16 protein-coding genes are annotated in these 15,312 nt (G+C 37.8%); 13 read left to right on the top strand and 3 right to left on the bottom strand.

Annotated features, from left to right (window positions below):
• The first annotated feature begins 126 nt into the window (after window positions 1-126).
• The 5 genes from gdhA (at window position 127) to FLM54_RS07185 (ending at window position 3,904) form a co-directional block, all read left to right on the top strand.
• Window positions 127-1,479, top strand: a complete 1,353-nt coding sequence (gdhA, locus tag FLM54_RS07165) for an NADP-specific glutamate dehydrogenase (protein WP_178956008.1) — start codon at window positions 127-129, stop codon at window positions 1,477-1,479.
• Window positions 1,480-1,788: 309 nt separating this feature from the next.
• A complete protein-coding gene (locus FLM54_RS07170) occupies window positions 1,789-2,007 on the top strand; it encodes a hypothetical protein (RefSeq protein WP_178956010.1) in 219 nt (72 codons plus the stop codon).
• Between the two features lie 219 nt (window positions 2,008-2,226).
• Window positions 2,227-2,685: a carboxymuconolactone decarboxylase family protein gene (locus FLM54_RS07175; protein ID WP_178956012.1), complete on the top strand. Its 459-nt coding sequence runs from the start codon at window positions 2,227-2,229 to the stop codon at window positions 2,683-2,685.
• Between the two features lie 31 nt (window positions 2,686-2,716).
• Window positions 2,717-3,448 (top strand): helix-turn-helix domain-containing protein, encoded by a 732-nt coding sequence (locus tag FLM54_RS07180; protein WP_178956013.1) that lies wholly within the window; start codon window positions 2,717-2,719, stop codon window positions 3,446-3,448.
• A 192-nt stretch (window positions 3,449-3,640) separates the two neighbouring features.
• Window positions 3,641-3,904: a hypothetical protein gene (locus FLM54_RS07185; protein WP_178956014.1), complete on the top strand. Its 264-nt coding sequence runs from the start codon at window positions 3,641-3,643 to the stop codon at window positions 3,902-3,904.
• Window positions 3,905-4,238: 334 nt separating this feature from the next.
• Here the strand turns inward: FLM54_RS07185 and FLM54_RS07190 are convergent, their stop codons facing one another.
• Window positions 4,239-5,246 carry an alpha/beta hydrolase gene (locus FLM54_RS07190; protein ID WP_256729685.1) on the bottom strand — a complete coding sequence of 336 codons (1,008 nt, stop codon included), beginning with the start codon at window positions 5,244-5,246 and terminating at the stop codon, window positions 4,239-4,241.
• An 81-nt stretch (window positions 5,247-5,327) separates the two neighbouring features.
• On the opposite strand from FLM54_RS07190, the gene FLM54_RS07195 reads away from it, so the two are divergent.
• The 4 genes from FLM54_RS07195 to FLM54_RS07210 all read left to right on the top strand — a co-directional run bounded on the left by FLM54_RS07195 (window position 5,328) and on the right by FLM54_RS07210 (window position 8,877).
• On the top strand, window positions 5,328-5,705 hold the full coding sequence (locus tag FLM54_RS07195; protein WP_178956015.1) for a BlaI/MecI/CopY family transcriptional regulator: 378 nt from the start codon (window positions 5,328-5,330) through the stop codon (window positions 5,703-5,705).
• Complete coding sequence (locus FLM54_RS07200) at window positions 5,705-7,054, top strand: M23/M56 family metallopeptidase (protein ID WP_178956016.1); 1,350 nt, start codon at window positions 5,705-5,707, stop codon at window positions 7,052-7,054. The genes FLM54_RS07195 and FLM54_RS07200 overlap by 1 nt, the downstream gene beginning before the upstream one ends.
• Window positions 7,055-7,101: 47 nt before the next feature.
• Window positions 7,102-7,770 carry an alpha/beta hydrolase gene (locus tag FLM54_RS07205; protein ID WP_178956017.1) on the top strand — a complete coding sequence of 223 codons (669 nt, stop codon included), beginning with the start codon at window positions 7,102-7,104 and terminating at the stop codon, window positions 7,768-7,770.
• A gap of 84 nt (window positions 7,771-7,854) precedes the next feature.
• Complete coding sequence (locus tag FLM54_RS07210; RefSeq protein WP_178956018.1) at window positions 7,855-8,877, top strand: acyltransferase family protein; 1,023 nt, start codon at window positions 7,855-7,857, stop codon at window positions 8,875-8,877.
• A gap of 207 nt (window positions 8,878-9,084) precedes the next feature.
• On the opposite strand, the gene FLM54_RS07215 is transcribed toward FLM54_RS07210, so the two are convergent.
• Both FLM54_RS07215 and FLM54_RS07220 read right to left on the bottom strand, forming a co-directional pair.
• On the bottom strand, window positions 9,085-10,818 hold the full coding sequence (locus tag FLM54_RS07215; protein WP_178956019.1) for an AMP-binding protein: 1,734 nt from the start codon (window positions 10,816-10,818) through the stop codon (window positions 9,085-9,087).
• A gap of 169 nt (window positions 10,819-10,987) precedes the next feature.
• Entirely contained in the window at window positions 10,988-11,434 is a 447-nt protein-coding gene (locus FLM54_RS07220) for a DUF3010 family protein (RefSeq protein WP_010389888.1), read from the bottom strand.
• 374 nt (window positions 11,435-11,808) lie between these two features.
• Here FLM54_RS07220 and thrS point away from each other — a divergent pair, with 374 nt between their 5' ends.
• The 4 genes from thrS (at window position 11,809) to rplT (ending at window position 15,130) form a co-directional block, all read left to right on the top strand.
• Complete coding sequence (gene thrS, locus FLM54_RS07225) at window positions 11,809-13,719, top strand: threonine--tRNA ligase (RefSeq protein ID WP_008466944.1); 1,911 nt, start codon at window positions 11,809-11,811, stop codon at window positions 13,717-13,719.
• Between the two features lie 59 nt (window positions 13,720-13,778).
• The gene (gene infC / locus FLM54_RS07230) at window positions 13,779-14,339 is read left to right on the top strand and encodes a translation initiation factor IF-3 (RefSeq protein ID WP_008466946.1); all 561 of its coding nucleotides are present in this window, start codon (window positions 13,779-13,781) and stop codon (window positions 14,337-14,339) included.
• Between the two features lie 212 nt (window positions 14,340-14,551).
• Window positions 14,552-14,752, top strand: coding sequence for a 50S ribosomal protein L35 (gene rpmI, locus FLM54_RS07235; RefSeq protein WP_004587840.1), 201 nt, complete (start codon window positions 14,552-14,554; stop codon window positions 14,750-14,752).
• Window positions 14,753-14,767: 15 nt separating this feature from the next.
• Window positions 14,768-15,130, top strand: a complete 363-nt coding sequence (rplT, locus tag FLM54_RS07240) for a 50S ribosomal protein L20 (protein WP_008110477.1) — start codon at window positions 14,768-14,770, stop codon at window positions 15,128-15,130.
• Window positions 15,131-15,312: the final 182 nt, after the last annotated feature.

Genomic DNA, 15,312 nt, shown 5'->3' on the forward strand with positions numbered 1-15,312 from the left:
TGCATCCAGTTTATCTATGATGTTAAAGTGTAAAAATAATGATCGCATAATCAATTTCTCTACTAACAATAACGTTGATCATTTTTCCTGTTTCGAATTTAAAAATACCTACATGGAAGAGTAAATATGGATTATATACACAAAACTATTTCGCAATTAAAGCAGACGAGTCCTGCGCAATGTGAGTTTTATCAAGCTGTAGAAGAAGTGCTAGACTCTCTAGAGCCTATATTTTCGCAAACCAGTCACTACCAACAACAAGCAATTATTCAAAGAATGGTAGAGCCAGAGCGCCAATTAATGTTTCGTGTGCCTTGGGTTGATGACGAGGGCAATATTCAAGTCAATAAAGGCTACCGTATCGAATTTAATTCGGCGTTGGGACCATATAAAGGCGGCTTACGTTTTCATCCTAGTGTGAATGCCAGCATTATAAAGTTTTTAGGGTTTGAACAAATTTTTAAAAATGCACTAACTGGTTTGCCTATAGGTGGTGGCAAAGGAGGCGCTAATTTTGATCCTAAAGGACGCTCTGATGGCGAGATAATGCGCTTTTGCCAATCGTTTATGACCGAGTTATATCGTCATATTGGCCCTACAACCGATGTACCTGCAGGGGATATTGGCGTAGGGGCGAGAGAAATTGGTTATATGTTTGGCCAATACAAACGCTTAACAGGGCGCTATGAAGGCATACTAACCGGTAAAAGTTTACTTTGGGGCGGATCGCTTGCTCGCAAAGAAGCAACGGGTTATGGCGCGGTGTATTTTGCTAACTATATGCTTGAAGATCGTGATGACAGCTTATCAGGAAAACGCTGTTTAATTTCAGGCTCAGGCAATGTGGCAATTTATGCCATGGAAAAATTATATCAACTAGGGGCTACGCCTATTGCCTGTAGTGACTCAAAAGGCACTTTGTACGATGAGAGTGGCATTGATTTAAAACTTATTAAGCAATTAAAAGAACAGTCACGAGGATGCCTGAGTGACTACCTAGATACTCACTCTCAGGCAAAGTATACGCCTCGCGATGAGTACCCTCAGGATGGTCATGCTGTATGGCGTTACAGTGCGGATGCGGCTTTTCCTTGTGCTACACAAAACGAATTAACCCAAGCGGATGCAAAAGCACTACTTGAAAATGGCTGTATTTTAGTCAGTGAAGGGGCGAATATGCCCTCAACCAAAGAAGCGATTGATTGCTTTATTGAAGCAAAAATTGCTTATGCCCCTGGCAAAGCAGCGAATGCCGGTGGGGTAGCAACCAGTCAATTAGAAATGGCACAAAATGCCAGTATGCAAAGCTGGACATTTGAGCAAGTAGATGAAAAGCTTAAACAAATAATGAAAGATATATTCACAACAGCCAACGACACTGCAAAAGAGTTTGATCAACCCGGTAACTTACTTTTAGGCGCTAACATCGCTGGATTTAGACGTGTAGCCGATGCAATGATTGAACAAGGTGTAGTGTAACAGCTCGGTTAATATATAATTTTTAGTAGCTTATACCTGTTTGATAGTGACATTTAATAAGTGTTGAACGAACAGGCAGGTATGAGCGAAAGATAGTTATTGAAGTGAGGTGTCATTAGCTAAGTTATATTAAAAGGGCACTTTCGTCATTTCTACATATTCAAATAATCTACAAAAAGCATAATATTTATAACTAGCAATAGCTTACACTATTTGTTATTAATATAAGTTCATAAAATGAGGATGTTTTTCGTGAAAATAGAGAAGCTGTCCTCTAATAAAGCTGTGACATGCAAAAAGGAATTTCGTATGAATATCAATGCAACAATTCTCGGTCAATTTATTTTTATATCAATGATCGTAATAACTGGTTTAAGCTTTTATCTCGGTAAACGTAAAACCCAAAATGTTAAAACAACAACCTTTATTGGTTTTTTATTGTCATTTATACCGCCATTAGGTTTAATATTTGTCGCAGTTTTGGCACTCAAAAACGATGTTATAAATAATAATGACTCTACTATTTAGGTGCCTAATTTTATATAAAATCCATTTTAATTTTCTAAAACAGTTGGTTAGGCTCTGAACCATTACATATTGAAACCACTGTTTAGTGCGCTTAATATGACGTTAAAAGGCCTAATCTAACCCCAGCTTAAATTTAAAATGAATACGTGTCGAAAATATTCAATACCTATATTGAGACAAAAGCTATCTTAGCTCCAACTACATTTAAGGAGGTGAGATATGTTTTTTCGTGCAAATTATTTTGAGCTAGCACCTAAAGCAATACAGATTCTGATGAACCAAGAAGACTATCTGCGTAAGCAATTTAGTATTTCAGAAACAGTAACAATCCCGATCTGGGAATTGATTAAACTAAGAGTGTCGCAGATGAATCAGTGTGCCTTTTGTATTGATATGCACAGCAAAGACGCATTGAGTCATGGGGAAACTCATGAACGTATTATTGGCTTAAGTGCATGGCGTAATATGCCTTTATATTCTAAGACAGAACTAGCTGCGCTCGATTGGGCTGAATATTTGACCCTAGCTAACCCCGTAGACGAAGAGTTCTATAAGAATACGGTAGAAGTATTAGGTGAAAAAGCTGTAGTGGATTTGACCATTGCGATTAATGCTATCAATAGCTGGAATCGAATTGCTAAGACGTTTATGCCAGAGGTAGGCAGCTATAAACCGTAATAAATTATTTGAACAGGCATTTAATTTTCAGTTGTCTCAACCATCGGGGCAGCTGTCTGCGTTTGTGCAGGGAGTATGGTCAGCATCTGTACAGCAACCGGTTCCGATAGTAAAGCCGCTGTATTCTGATGCTGGCAGCGGCATTATTTTTAACCTTGTTGGTGACGTGATGATTGGCAATGAAACCCTGCCGGAAGGTGTCATTATGCTTGCTATAAATAAACAGACTGAGAATATTGTTCTGCAATCTGGAGCACAACTCTCAGGCATTCGTTTCCATCCAGCCATTTGCTATGGTGTTTTGGGACAGCATTACGACAAGCCAACACTTTTATTGCCAGAGGAAGACCAGCTTTATAACCTTTATGGGGTTTATAATGATCTCCGAATTCAAAAAGACATTGAAAGGCGAATTGAAACTCTGCACCGCTGGGCAGATAAAAACCTAGATTTTTCCAAAGTAATTCCAGCCCCTCTGAAGAAAGCACTAATGTATATCGAGCAGGATGAAACGCCGGGGCAATTAAGTGCAAGTATTGATTTGAGCCAACGGCAAATTGAGCGTATTTTTAAACTTTGGCTAGAAATGACTCCCAAACATTATCAGCGGATTTTAAGGGTTAAAAAAACAATCAGCTTTTTACGAACATACAAAAAAGCAAACTTAGCTGATGTTGCTCACCAATTTGGATTTAGTGATCAGGCGCATATGACACGGGAATTTCGTACTTTTGCATGTATTACGCCAGGGCAAATAGAGTGAGTTTTTGGCTTTCATACTTGGTTACCACCGGTAAATGTTTTTCAGCTAACTCAATAAAACTAATTTCGTGCAAAGCCTATTTATCAAATCATTAAACAGGACAAAAGTAGTTGGCATTTTCTCCTTTTTCGCTTATTTTAGCCAACCATTTTTTGCCTCATAATGAGGTATCACTTTTGTAGGAAACGCACGATGAAAACAATAATCTTCAGTCTTTTAATAGTCACTACTTTATTTTCAGCTAGCACGTTCGCAAATAATGATTCGCAATACGAACAAATGGCAAAGCAACTTTCAAAACAGCTAGAAACTTCCATGAAAGTAATGAATAACCCAAAGTTAATTAAAGCCAATGCAAAATATATAAAAAGTTTATATGAAGCTTTGGTTGAAGAGGGTTTTACTAAAGAGCAAGCATTACAACTCGTTGCAGCAACTCTAGCAAGCAAAAAGTAAAACTAACGAGCCTAGTAACCATGTGAATACTAACAGCTCACTCAGTTTTGCTTCGCTTCACATTTTAGCAAATTACTACCAGCCCCTCCTGCGGGGCTATGGATCAAAACGGAGACTGGAGTATAACTATGCTATTAGCTAATCTCTCACACCCGTTAGCTTAAGCTGACACCCATTCTAAAAATTCAATATGTAAAAGCGGACTTGTATTTTGAATTTGGTACAGTTTTAACAAATAAATAAAGTGACTGTTTTTAGATTTTATTCGCCTCATATCTAACTGGTAGTGCCAACTAATAAATTTGGAGTTTATCTGATAGGTAAGTACTAGCGATTATTTCTGTAATTGGTAAAATTTTACCAATCCTTTTGATAGCCCAATAGGAAAGGTCGAGTAATGATCGCTTCCTTCAACAACTTCCTCTTCTAGCTTTAATTTTTGGTAATTACGTGAGCGTAATAGATTTGCAAACTTCACATGACCTGCGACCATATCTTCTTTCATGCCATTTTCTAACGTTTCTAATGCGCCAGTTGCCATAAATACATTAGCCTGCAGCGATGTGTTTTTCTGGGCATATTTATTTTCTAACTCAAATATCCAATTATTCTTAAACCAGAGTGAAGGGCTGGTTAAGATATAAGTAGAAAACAGCTCAGGCTTGGTCAACAATACCCAAGCGGCAAAAGATCCCCCCAATGATTGCCCAGACAATATTCTTTGTTCAGGGTTAACTCGGTAATTGCGCTCAATGTACTGAAAGATTTCTTTTTCAATAAATGCTAAGTATTCAGTTGCTCCACCTGTGGTGTATTTTGTCCAGCTCTGATCAACGACAGGTGTTAAATCTCTAACTCGACTAAATTGACCGTCTTCTCCGTGAGCAAATGAAATACCAACAATAATGACTTTATCCATGTCTCGAACATGAGTGACACCAGCAGCTACTTTAAAAGTATAAGGTCCATCATTTAAGTAAAGTACAGGGTATTTTTTAGATTTATTCTCTACTAAGAAATAACTACGGGGTACTTTGATATATAAATCGTATTTCTTACCCAGCACTGTGGATTTAATTGTTACTACTTTACTGTTAGCAATTTCAAAACGATGGCCTTCAGCGAGTGCAAGATTGCTGCAAATTATATTGAGCATAAAAATTAAAGCTAAGTATTTTACAAAACACGAGGAGGAAATAATTAAACTGCATATTGTCAAAAAAGTAGTCGGTTTCATTTTGGCTAAATCCTTTGCTATCGATAATGCTAAAGTTGAAAAGTTTTTAGTATGACAAACAGTAACTTGATGTCCATCTAACGTTTTATCCAGTTTCAAACTCATAGTGCGACACGTGTCACGGTGTTGCGTTTTAACATACAGGATGTTAAAGTGCGACACAAGTCACACCTCTTGAGTCTTTATATGAAACCCAATTCAACAGAGTTAGAAATACTGAAATTACTTTGGAAAAAACAGCCACGTACAGCCAAAGAGATTCATGAACACTTAGAATCAAAGTATGGCTGGTCATACTCATCTACACGTAAAACCTTAGAAAGAATGGGCAATAAAGGAATTTTAGAGGTGGGCTCCTCTGGCAACAAAAAAACCTTTAAAGCATTAGTTGAGAAAATACCGACGCTAGCATCTTATATGCAGGAATTCGCAACCAATGTCTTAGAGTTAGATGAACCACTCCCTGTCACTATGTTCGCTGATAGCCGTTTAATAAATAAAGCTGAAGTCGATGAATTAGAGGAATTGTTAAATCAACTTTCAAAGGATGAAAAACAAAAGTAGTGGACTCTTTCATTATTCAATTCATAGTAAATAGTATTTTTCCTTGGCTTATATTTTCTGGGCTTGTTTATGTTTGCTCATCTTATATAACCAAGCACGACAATACCTCGCCAGGTATTTGGTGGTCTGCGCTTATAGCCAGCTTTTTACCTTTTATTCCTTTATCTCTTGGCACTATTAATATACCTATCCCTGATTTCGATTATATAAGCTCTAGTTTGCAAAGCGCACAAATAGTAAAGCAAGCCAGTATAACCCATGTAAGTTTGCAGAAAATTGATTTAATCTCAACAGCGCTAATTGTTGGTTACTTTGGTTTTACCTGCTTAAAACTCGTTAAATTATTGCTTGTGTGGCAGAAACTCAAAAGCTTAACGAGATCTTCTGAGTCAATAAATGAGCTGTCGACTAGTAAGGTGAAGATTGTCATTTCCTCGCAAAACCACAGTCCTTTTGTCATTGGTATAACAACAGCCTATGTTGTGCTACCTCATTATTTTTCATTCCTAAATAAAGATCAGCAAGGCATTTTGATTCAACACGAGCTAACCCATATTACAAACAAAGATCATATTACGATTCTTTTATGGAGGATCTTAAGCATCGTTTTATGGATAAACCCATTTGTTAAAAAGATGGAATGGCAGTTTATTCGCGCTATGGAGCATAGGTGTGATAGACATACAATATGTCGCTTTAATCTCAACAAACATGATTATGCTAAGGCACTGCTGCAATCATTAAAAAAGAGCATTCAATTTAGTAACAACAATCCAGTCGCTCAATTTAGTTCTGCTGTGCTTTGTGCTGATGATTACAAAGCGAGGCTTTCAAATATTGCTTCGCCATCGAGTAAAAGCAAACTTGCTTTAACTTTTAAGTTCTTCTTAATGATACTGGTTATTTTTAGTCTGCATACATTTTTAAAAGACCCCGCAATGACAGGGAAGCTCACTTGGCAACATCCACTAAATAGCCATACGATCAGCTCAACATTTCGTAGCATAAGCAAAGTCAGAGGATATAAACCGCATCAAGGTATAGACTATGTTGCCCAAAGAGGAAGCCCTGTGCTGTCTGCTGCAGATGGAGTAATAGTTATTTCAGGTAACAAAACCTTGCATTCGAACTATGGAAATACTGTATTAATTCAACATAAAAGTGGCTATCAAACGTTATATGCGCACCTAGAATCAAGTGACGCTAAAGTCGGCTCTTGGGTTAAAGCAGGGCAGGTTATTGGTATCATTGGTGATACAGGTAAAACGACAGGGGTTCACCTGCACTTTGAAGTAATTAAAGACAACCAAAGAGTTGATCCTAGTTTAGTCCTCGTTACTAAATCATAAAATAATGGCTTTTATTTCAAATGTTTATAGAGTTATAAAGGTGTAATATGTATCAAAAGCTGCTTTTTATTATTTTTACTTTTCTTTTTAGTTCATTTAGCTATGGTGGCAAAGTATATGAGAGCTTCCCAGACAAAGTAAATCCATCAGAGCATTATGTTTTTTATTCTCACGGATTCATTGTAGAGGGTAAAGATCCCACACCTATTCATGAGCGTTGGGGGCAATATAACTTTCCAGCGATTAAACAGGAACTTGCCGACTCAAGCTATCATTTAATTGCTACTCATCGGCCAGCTAAGACTCACCCTTTTAACTACGCTCAACAGCTATCTAAACAAGTAACTAAGTTACTAAAAAATGGCATACCTGCGAGCAATATATCGCTAGTTGGCTTTTCTCGCGGCGGGTTTATTACGGCAATTACATCGAGCCATTTAAAAAACATCGATATTAACGTTGTGATTTTAGCGGCTTGTACCAGTGGATTAGCTAAAAAAACAGAAATAGCTATTTATGGTCATTTATTTTCAGTGTACGAAACCTCTGACTCTGTTGGTTCATGTGACGATGTCGTTAATAGAAGCATTAATACGGTTAGTTCTTACACAGAAATATCTATTTCAACGGGTAAAGAACATGGCGCTTTTTTCACACCGAGAAAAGAATGGATATTACCCGTTAAAGCGTGGCTCAAACGTAAAAAGATTCAGTAATATCGTATAAGCCTAAGTTCACATAGCCGATAATTAAATTTAAACAATTTTAAAAAATAATAAGCTAAGGATTAAATCAACTTCATGGAAATTAGAAAATTAAATTCTCTAAGAGCTTTAGCTGCCCTTATTGTATTTGTTACTCACTTTTCAGATATTACTCATTGGTTAAATGGTTCCCTAGGCGGCGGTTCAGGAGCCTATGGCGTAATGTTATTTTTCCTTCTTAGTGGTTTTTTAATGTCATTTCTCTATTTAGATACCAAATTTAGCAGACTGAACATTAGACGATACGTACTAGCTAGAGCCGGACGAGTTTTACCTCTGTACCTTGTAATTGTTTTTAGCTCTTACTTATTAACTCAAAATAATTATGACATTTTATACAACATAACTGATCTTAATTCGCTAATAGGTCACCTTTTGTTCATGCATGGTGAAAGCGTACTTTGGACAATTCCACCAGAAATACAATTTTATATAATCTTACTCGTTTTTTGGTTTTTAGCAGGCGATAGAAAAGGGTATATATATTTACTAATTGTGACTTTTATGATGTTTTGGTACTTGGCTGACTTCCCAAGAGTATTTGGTGAAATTAAAAGTGTCCATTACAACATATTTAGTACTTTAAGAACGTTACCGTACTTTTTTATTGGCGTTATATTTGGTTTGCATTACAAATTATTTAAAGTGCCGAGTTATATGAAGAGCAACTGGTTTATATTAGCTTTGTGTTTAATACCTTTATTGTATCCTGAGTTTTCACCTATTAACGAGGGTGACAAGAAAAGAATGTGGCTTAGTTATGAAGTTCTATTTGTTATGAGTACAGTATTCTTTTGTGTTGTTTTTTTAATCCCAGACAACAATATTTTTTTAGCAAATAAGGTTGGTGACTTTTTAGGTAAAGTGTCTTACTCATTTTATTTATTGCATATGCCTATTATTGGAATGGTGAATAAGTTTAATTTAAATATTGAACTTAAACTGTTGCTATCACTAAGCCTGAGTGTTTTTTTTGCGCATCTATCGTACGTATTCTTTGAAAGGCCTATTGCAAATAAAATTAGAAGCGCCTCAAATAAAAAGAAGCTCAACATTTAAATTTTACACATTTAAGAAAGCTAGAATGTTTATTACACTGGACTTTGTTGTTTATTCTGCTCCATATCACTAGGTGCGAAAGAAAATAGAGAGTTTAAAATTCGAAATACGCATCCCCTAATGTTGCTGAGCCTTAGGTTGATAATTTATATTTAAAATACAATGCAACGTTTAATCGTTGCATTGTAATAAAGTAGCCGTTAATTATTACGAAAATGCAGATTCGGCGAGCTCTTCTTGCATTTGTTCGCGCATTTTAAATTTTTGCAATTTGCCGGTTACTGTCATCGGGTAATGTTCTACAAAACGAATGTATTTAGGCTGTTTAAAGTAGGCGAGTTTGTCCTTTAAAAATAATCGAATTGCTTGCTCATCAAGCACTTCACCTTCTTTAGGCTGGATCCAGGCACAGACTTCTTCGCCAAACTTTTCATCGGTAATACCAAAAATTGCCGCATCTTGTATCCCTGGGTAGGTGTATAAAACTTCCTCAATCTCACGGGGATATATATTTTCTCCGCCGCGAATAATCATGTCTTTAATTCTGCCAACAATACTGACAAAGCCTTCACTGTCCATTACTCCTAAATCGCCTGAATGTAACCAACCTTTATTATCGATAGTGGCTTTGGTTTTCTCTTCATCATTCCAATAGCAGCGCATAATGCCGGCACCACGGCTACAGACTTCACCGGGTTGGCCTATTTTTTGAACTTCACCCAGTTCATCAATAATTTTTACTTCAGTGTGCGCAAGCGCTCGTCCTACTGTGGTGACTTGACGCTCAATTGATGAGTCGGTTTCAGTGATATTGTTGATTGGGCTACACTCTGTTTGTCCATAGGCTATAACGACTTGGTTCATATTCATTAGTGTTTGTACTTTACGCATAACTTGTTCAGGACAGGTTGAGCCTGCCATAACGCCGGTTCGTAATGTACTTAAGTCATAATCACTGAAGTTATTAAGCTCTAATTCGCTTATAAACATGGTAGGCACGCCATGAAGCGCGGTGCATTTTTCTTGTTGTACCACCTCTAATGTGGTTTTTGGATCGAAAGAATCACTTGGATAAATAGCTGCAGCGCCTTTACTTACGCACAATAAGCTGCCTAAAACCATGCCAAAGCAATGATAAAGCGGTACAGGGATACACAGCTTATCATGTTCAGTAAAATGCATTGCTTGGGCAACAAGCAGTGCATTATTAAGAATGTTTTTATGCGTTAGTGTAGCCCCTTTAGGATTCCCTGTGGTACCTGAAGTAAATTGAATATTAATGTCTTGATTACAATTTAGAGTTTTTGCCACTGCTTGAAGTTCTAACTGGTGAGCGTCTGTCGGCATGGCGAGTACTTCATTAAACGAAAACATACCATTTACTGGCTCATCACTTATACAAATTACATTTTTTAATGAAGGGAGCTTAGCGGCTTTTAATTTCCCTTTTTGGCAACTATTTAGCTCTGGGGCTAAACTTTGTAGCATATTAACGTAGTGACTGCCCTTAAATGAAGTAGCAGTAATAAGCGTGGAACATTCAACACTATTAAGTGCATATTGCAGTTCACTGGGGCGGTAAGCTGGGTTAATACACACCATGATTGCGCCGATTTTAGCTGTTGCAAATTGTGTTAAGCACCACTGTATGTTATTGGGTGACCAAATACCGACTCTGTCACCGACTTTTACCCCTAATGCCAACAACCCCATAGCAAGTTGATCAATCTGTTGCTGAAATTCCTTATAGTTTAAGCGAATATTTTGGTGAGCAACAACAACTGCCAATGCCTCTGGGTTATTGTCGACAATTGAGTCGAGGTACTCTCCAATTGTTTGCTCTATTAGCGGTGTGCTTTGAATCCCCTTAAAATAACTATTTGATAGCGGTATAGTGTTTATTTGTTCTACTTCTTTATGCACTGTTTGTGTCGCTTTCATGACATTCTCCATGTTTTTATCTATCCAAGGCTTGTTGATTAAATAATCATGAATTGTCGACAAAGGGAAGGGGGTTAGACTAATGTCTTACACTTTTATTTGAAAATTTAGACATAAAAAAACGCGTAATATTGAGCTATTACGCGTTTTTACAAGGATGCAATTGGTATTACATTTCGTCGCTGCGGTAGGTTTTTTTCATGATATAAACGTAAGCATTAACGAATGCATTTTCTTGATATTTTTTAAGGCCAGTGTCTTCGAACGCGATAGGGATAGGGTTGCGTTTTACTTGCTCTTTTATTTCAGTAGTTGAAAACACGCGAACATCGAGGTTGTCGATTAATTGAATCGCCGTTTCCATTTTGAACCCTTTAGCGCTACCTGCAAATTTACCTTTAGGCTGGCGTTCGCGAATGGCAACAGAATCAATTTGGTAATCTTGCATCAGCTTTGCAAAATCAAATTGAAATTTACGCATTATTTCAGTGTCGTTACCGTTACCTAATGTAAAGCGTGTTTGGCGCACGTCACGAATATCAAAAACGTCGTTATCTTTACTTAAAATACAAAGTAGTACATCGCTACCGGTAATTTCTACACCACATGTTCTCATTGTTAATCTCTACTATAACTTAATTACCGGTTATTATACGCAACACGCATTAAAATGCGAGTTTAAGCACTTTGTGTGCTGCTTTAATATAGTCCTTTACGCTAATTTGATGCGGCGTGACTGAAGAAAAGTTATTAATTGCACATTTATGTTAAAAATGCGTGGTTTTTAGTAGCTTAAAACTTGTAATTAACGCTGCAGCACGCGACAATATCTTTTTTGTAGTTGAGCAGACTCAACATCTACATTAGCCTTTGGCGGCGAAAAATAGTCAATGCTTATTCGTAAAAGCGTTGTCGAGTCATTCTCATTTAATTAATTAAAAAATACACGTGATACATTGTAGGTGTCACCACTGTATGTAAGGATTTATAATGCCAGTTATTACTCTCCCTGACGGTAGTCAGCGTAGTTTTGAAAACCCTGTAAGCACGCTTGATGTTGCAAACGATATTGGCCCTGGTCTTGCTAAAGCAACCATCGCCGGCCGTGTTAATGGCGAACGTGTGGATGCATGTGATTTAATTTCAGCCGACTCTCGTCTTGAAATTATTACAGCAAAAGATGACGATGGTTTAGAAATTATTCGCCATTCTTGTGCCCACCTAATTGGTCATGCAGTTAAGCAACTTTTCCCAGACGCTAAAATGGCGATTGGTCCTACTATCGATAACGGTTTTTACTATGATATTGATATGGAACATTCGTTATCTCAAGATGATCTTGATGCGATTGAAAAGCGTATGTTACAGCTTGCAAAAACAAACTACGATGTAGTGAAAAAAACCGTTAGCTGGCAAGAAGCACGCGATACGTTTGCGGCGCGTGGCGAAACATACAAAATAGAAATTCTTGACGAAAATATTGCTCAAGATGATCGCCCAGGTTTATACCACCACGAAGAATATGTAGATATGTGTCGTGGACCACACGTTCCTAACATGAAATTCTGTCAAAACTTCAAAATTATGAAGGTAGCAGGTGCATACTGGCGTGGTGATTCTGAAAATAAAATGCTGCAGCGTATTTACGGCACAGCGTGGGGCGATAAAAAACAACTTAAAGCGTACTTAAAGCGTTTAGAAGAAGCTGAAAAACGTGATCACCGTCGTATTGGTAAAGCACTTGATTTATGGCACTGGCAAGAAGAAGCGCCAGGCATGGTATTTTGGCACAACGATGGTTGGAGCATTTACCGTGAATTAGAAGAATTTGTACGTGAAAAATTACGTGAGTACCAATACGAAGAAGTAAAAGGTCCAATGATGATGGATCGTTCGTTATGGGAAAAATCAGGTCACTGGGAAAAATATTCAGAAGCCATGTTTACCACGGAATCTGAAAAGCGTGAATACGCAATCAAGCCAATGAACTGTCCAGGTCACGTACAAATATTTAACCAAGGTTTAAAATCATACCGTGATTTACCACTGCGTATGGCTGAGTTTGGTTGTTGTCACCGTAACGAGCCATCAGGCGCACTTCACGGTTTAATGCGTGTGCGTGGCTTTACCCAAGATGATGCGCATGTATTCTGTACTGAAGAGCAAATCATGGATGAAGTATCGGCCTGTATTAAAATGGTTTACGATACGTATGAAACATTCGGCTTTGAAAAAATTGTAGTTAAACTTTCAACTCGTCCAGAGCAACGTATTGGCGAAGATGAAATGTGGGACAAAGCTGAGCTTGCACTTGCTGATGCACTTAAAGCAAATGACATTGAATTTGATTACCTACCAGGTGAAGGGGCGTTTTATGGCCCTAAAATTGAATTTACTTTGTACGATTGCTTAGACAGAGCGTGGCAGTGTGGTACAGTGCAACTAGACTTTGCATTACCTGGTCGTTTAGGCGCAACATATGTCGCTGAAAATAACGAACGTCGTACACCTGTTATGATACACCGTGCTATATTAGGGTCTATTGAACGCTTTATCGGTATTTTAACAGAAGAGTATGCTGGTTTATTCCCAACGTGGCTTGCGCCTAAGCAAGTGGTGATTATGAATATCACCGATAAACAAGCACCGTATGTTCAGGAAATTGTACAAAAATTAAATAAACTTGGAATTAGAGCCGCTGCTGACTTGAGAAATGAGAAGATTGGCTTTAAAATCCGTGAGCATACACTTAAGCGTATTCCTTACTTATTGGTTGTTGGCGACAAAGAAGTTGAGCAACAAGAAGTAGCAGTACGAACTCGCACAGGTGAAGACCTAGGCAAATTTAATGTCGATGATTTTGTAGCTAAAATCAGTGAAGAAATCAAAAATCGACAGTAAAAATCGAGCGTGTAGGGCAAGCAAAAATAGCCAGCTACACGCTTATATTATTGATATTCTTGGAGGAACGTACTATTAGAGGCGGCAAGAAAGGGCAACAAACAGCTCAAAAAAATCGTATTAACGAAGAAATTACAGCGCAAGAAGTTCGTTTAATCGACATCGACGGCGAACAAGCTGGAATTCAGTCATTAAAAGACGCGCAAGCTATGGCTGATGCAGCGGGTGTTGATCTTGTAGAGATCAGTCCAAATGCTGAGCCGCCTGTTTGTAAGGTTATGGATTACGGTAAGTTCATCTTTGAAAAAAGCAAAGAACTAAAAGAGCAGAAGAAGAAGCAAAAGCAGATCCAGATTAAAGAAATCAAATTCCGTCCAGGTACGGATGAAGGTGATTATCAGGTTAAGCTACGCAACTTACGTAAGTTCTTAGAAGCTGGCGATAAAGCTAAGATAACTATCCGCTTCCGTGGTCGTGAAATGGCTCACCAAGAAATTGGTATCGAATTATTAAACCGTATTAAAACCGATTTAGAAGAATTAGCAGTTGTTGAATCTTTCCCAAATCGTGTTGAAGGCCGTCAAATGGTTATGATGATGGCGCCGGTTGCTAAAAAGTAATAATTAGGCGATAATACGCACCGAATTTAGCTCAGGTTTGCAAGTGATATGAAAATGTCCACCTGAGTTAACCGGTTTTAAAGTAAAATTGCGGTATTTATATCGGGTTTTCACCGGAACATAGCAGTAAGTTAGGCCTTTAAAGTGGAGCTATAGCAATATATCTCACGCCTTCTTACTAATTTTAAAGCAATACAATTGGAGTTATTGCAATGGCTTACAAGCTAAAAAGTCACAGAGGCGCAGCTAAGCGTTTCAAAAAGACTGCTTCTGGCGGTTTCAAGCGTAAACAAGCGCATCTTCGTCACATTCTGACTAAGAAAACTTCTAAGCGTAAGTTACACCTACGTCCTAAGATGATGGTTCATAAAAATGACCATGGTCTAGTTTCACGTATGTTACCATTCGCTTAATAGGGGTTTTTAGAAATGGCAAGAGTTAAACGCGGCGTTGTCGCACGTGCACGTCACAAAAAAGTTTTAAAACAAGCGAAAGGTTACTACGGAGCACGTTCACGTGTTTACCGCGTAGCTTTCCAGGCTGTTACTAAAGCGGGTCAATACGCTTACCGTGACCGCCGTGCTAAGAAACGTACTTTCCGTCAATTATGGATTGCACGTATCAATGCTGCTTCACGTCAAAATGGTCTGTCTTACAGCCGTTTTATCAATGGTCTTAAAAAGACGTCTGTAGAAATCGATCGTAAGATCCTTGCAGATATCGCTGTTTACGACCAAGTTGCATTCGCAGCGCTTGTAGCAAAAGCAAAAGAAGGCCTAGCGGCAGCTTAAGTTTTTGTATAAGTATTGAAAAGGAGCCTATGGCTCCTTTTTTTGTGCCTGCTATTTACTTTTTTAGCTGTGTAATACCTTTTAATTTCACATATTTATTCAACTTAAATTATCCACCCCACAATTTTAGGCTGGTACTTTATTGCTCTTCAAATTGATATTTATTACGTTTTTATCAGCAC

It is taken from the genome of Pseudoalteromonas sp. Scap25, from assembly GCF_013394125.1.
Taxonomy (GTDB): Bacteria; Pseudomonadota; Gammaproteobacteria; order Enterobacterales; family Alteromonadaceae; genus Pseudoalteromonas.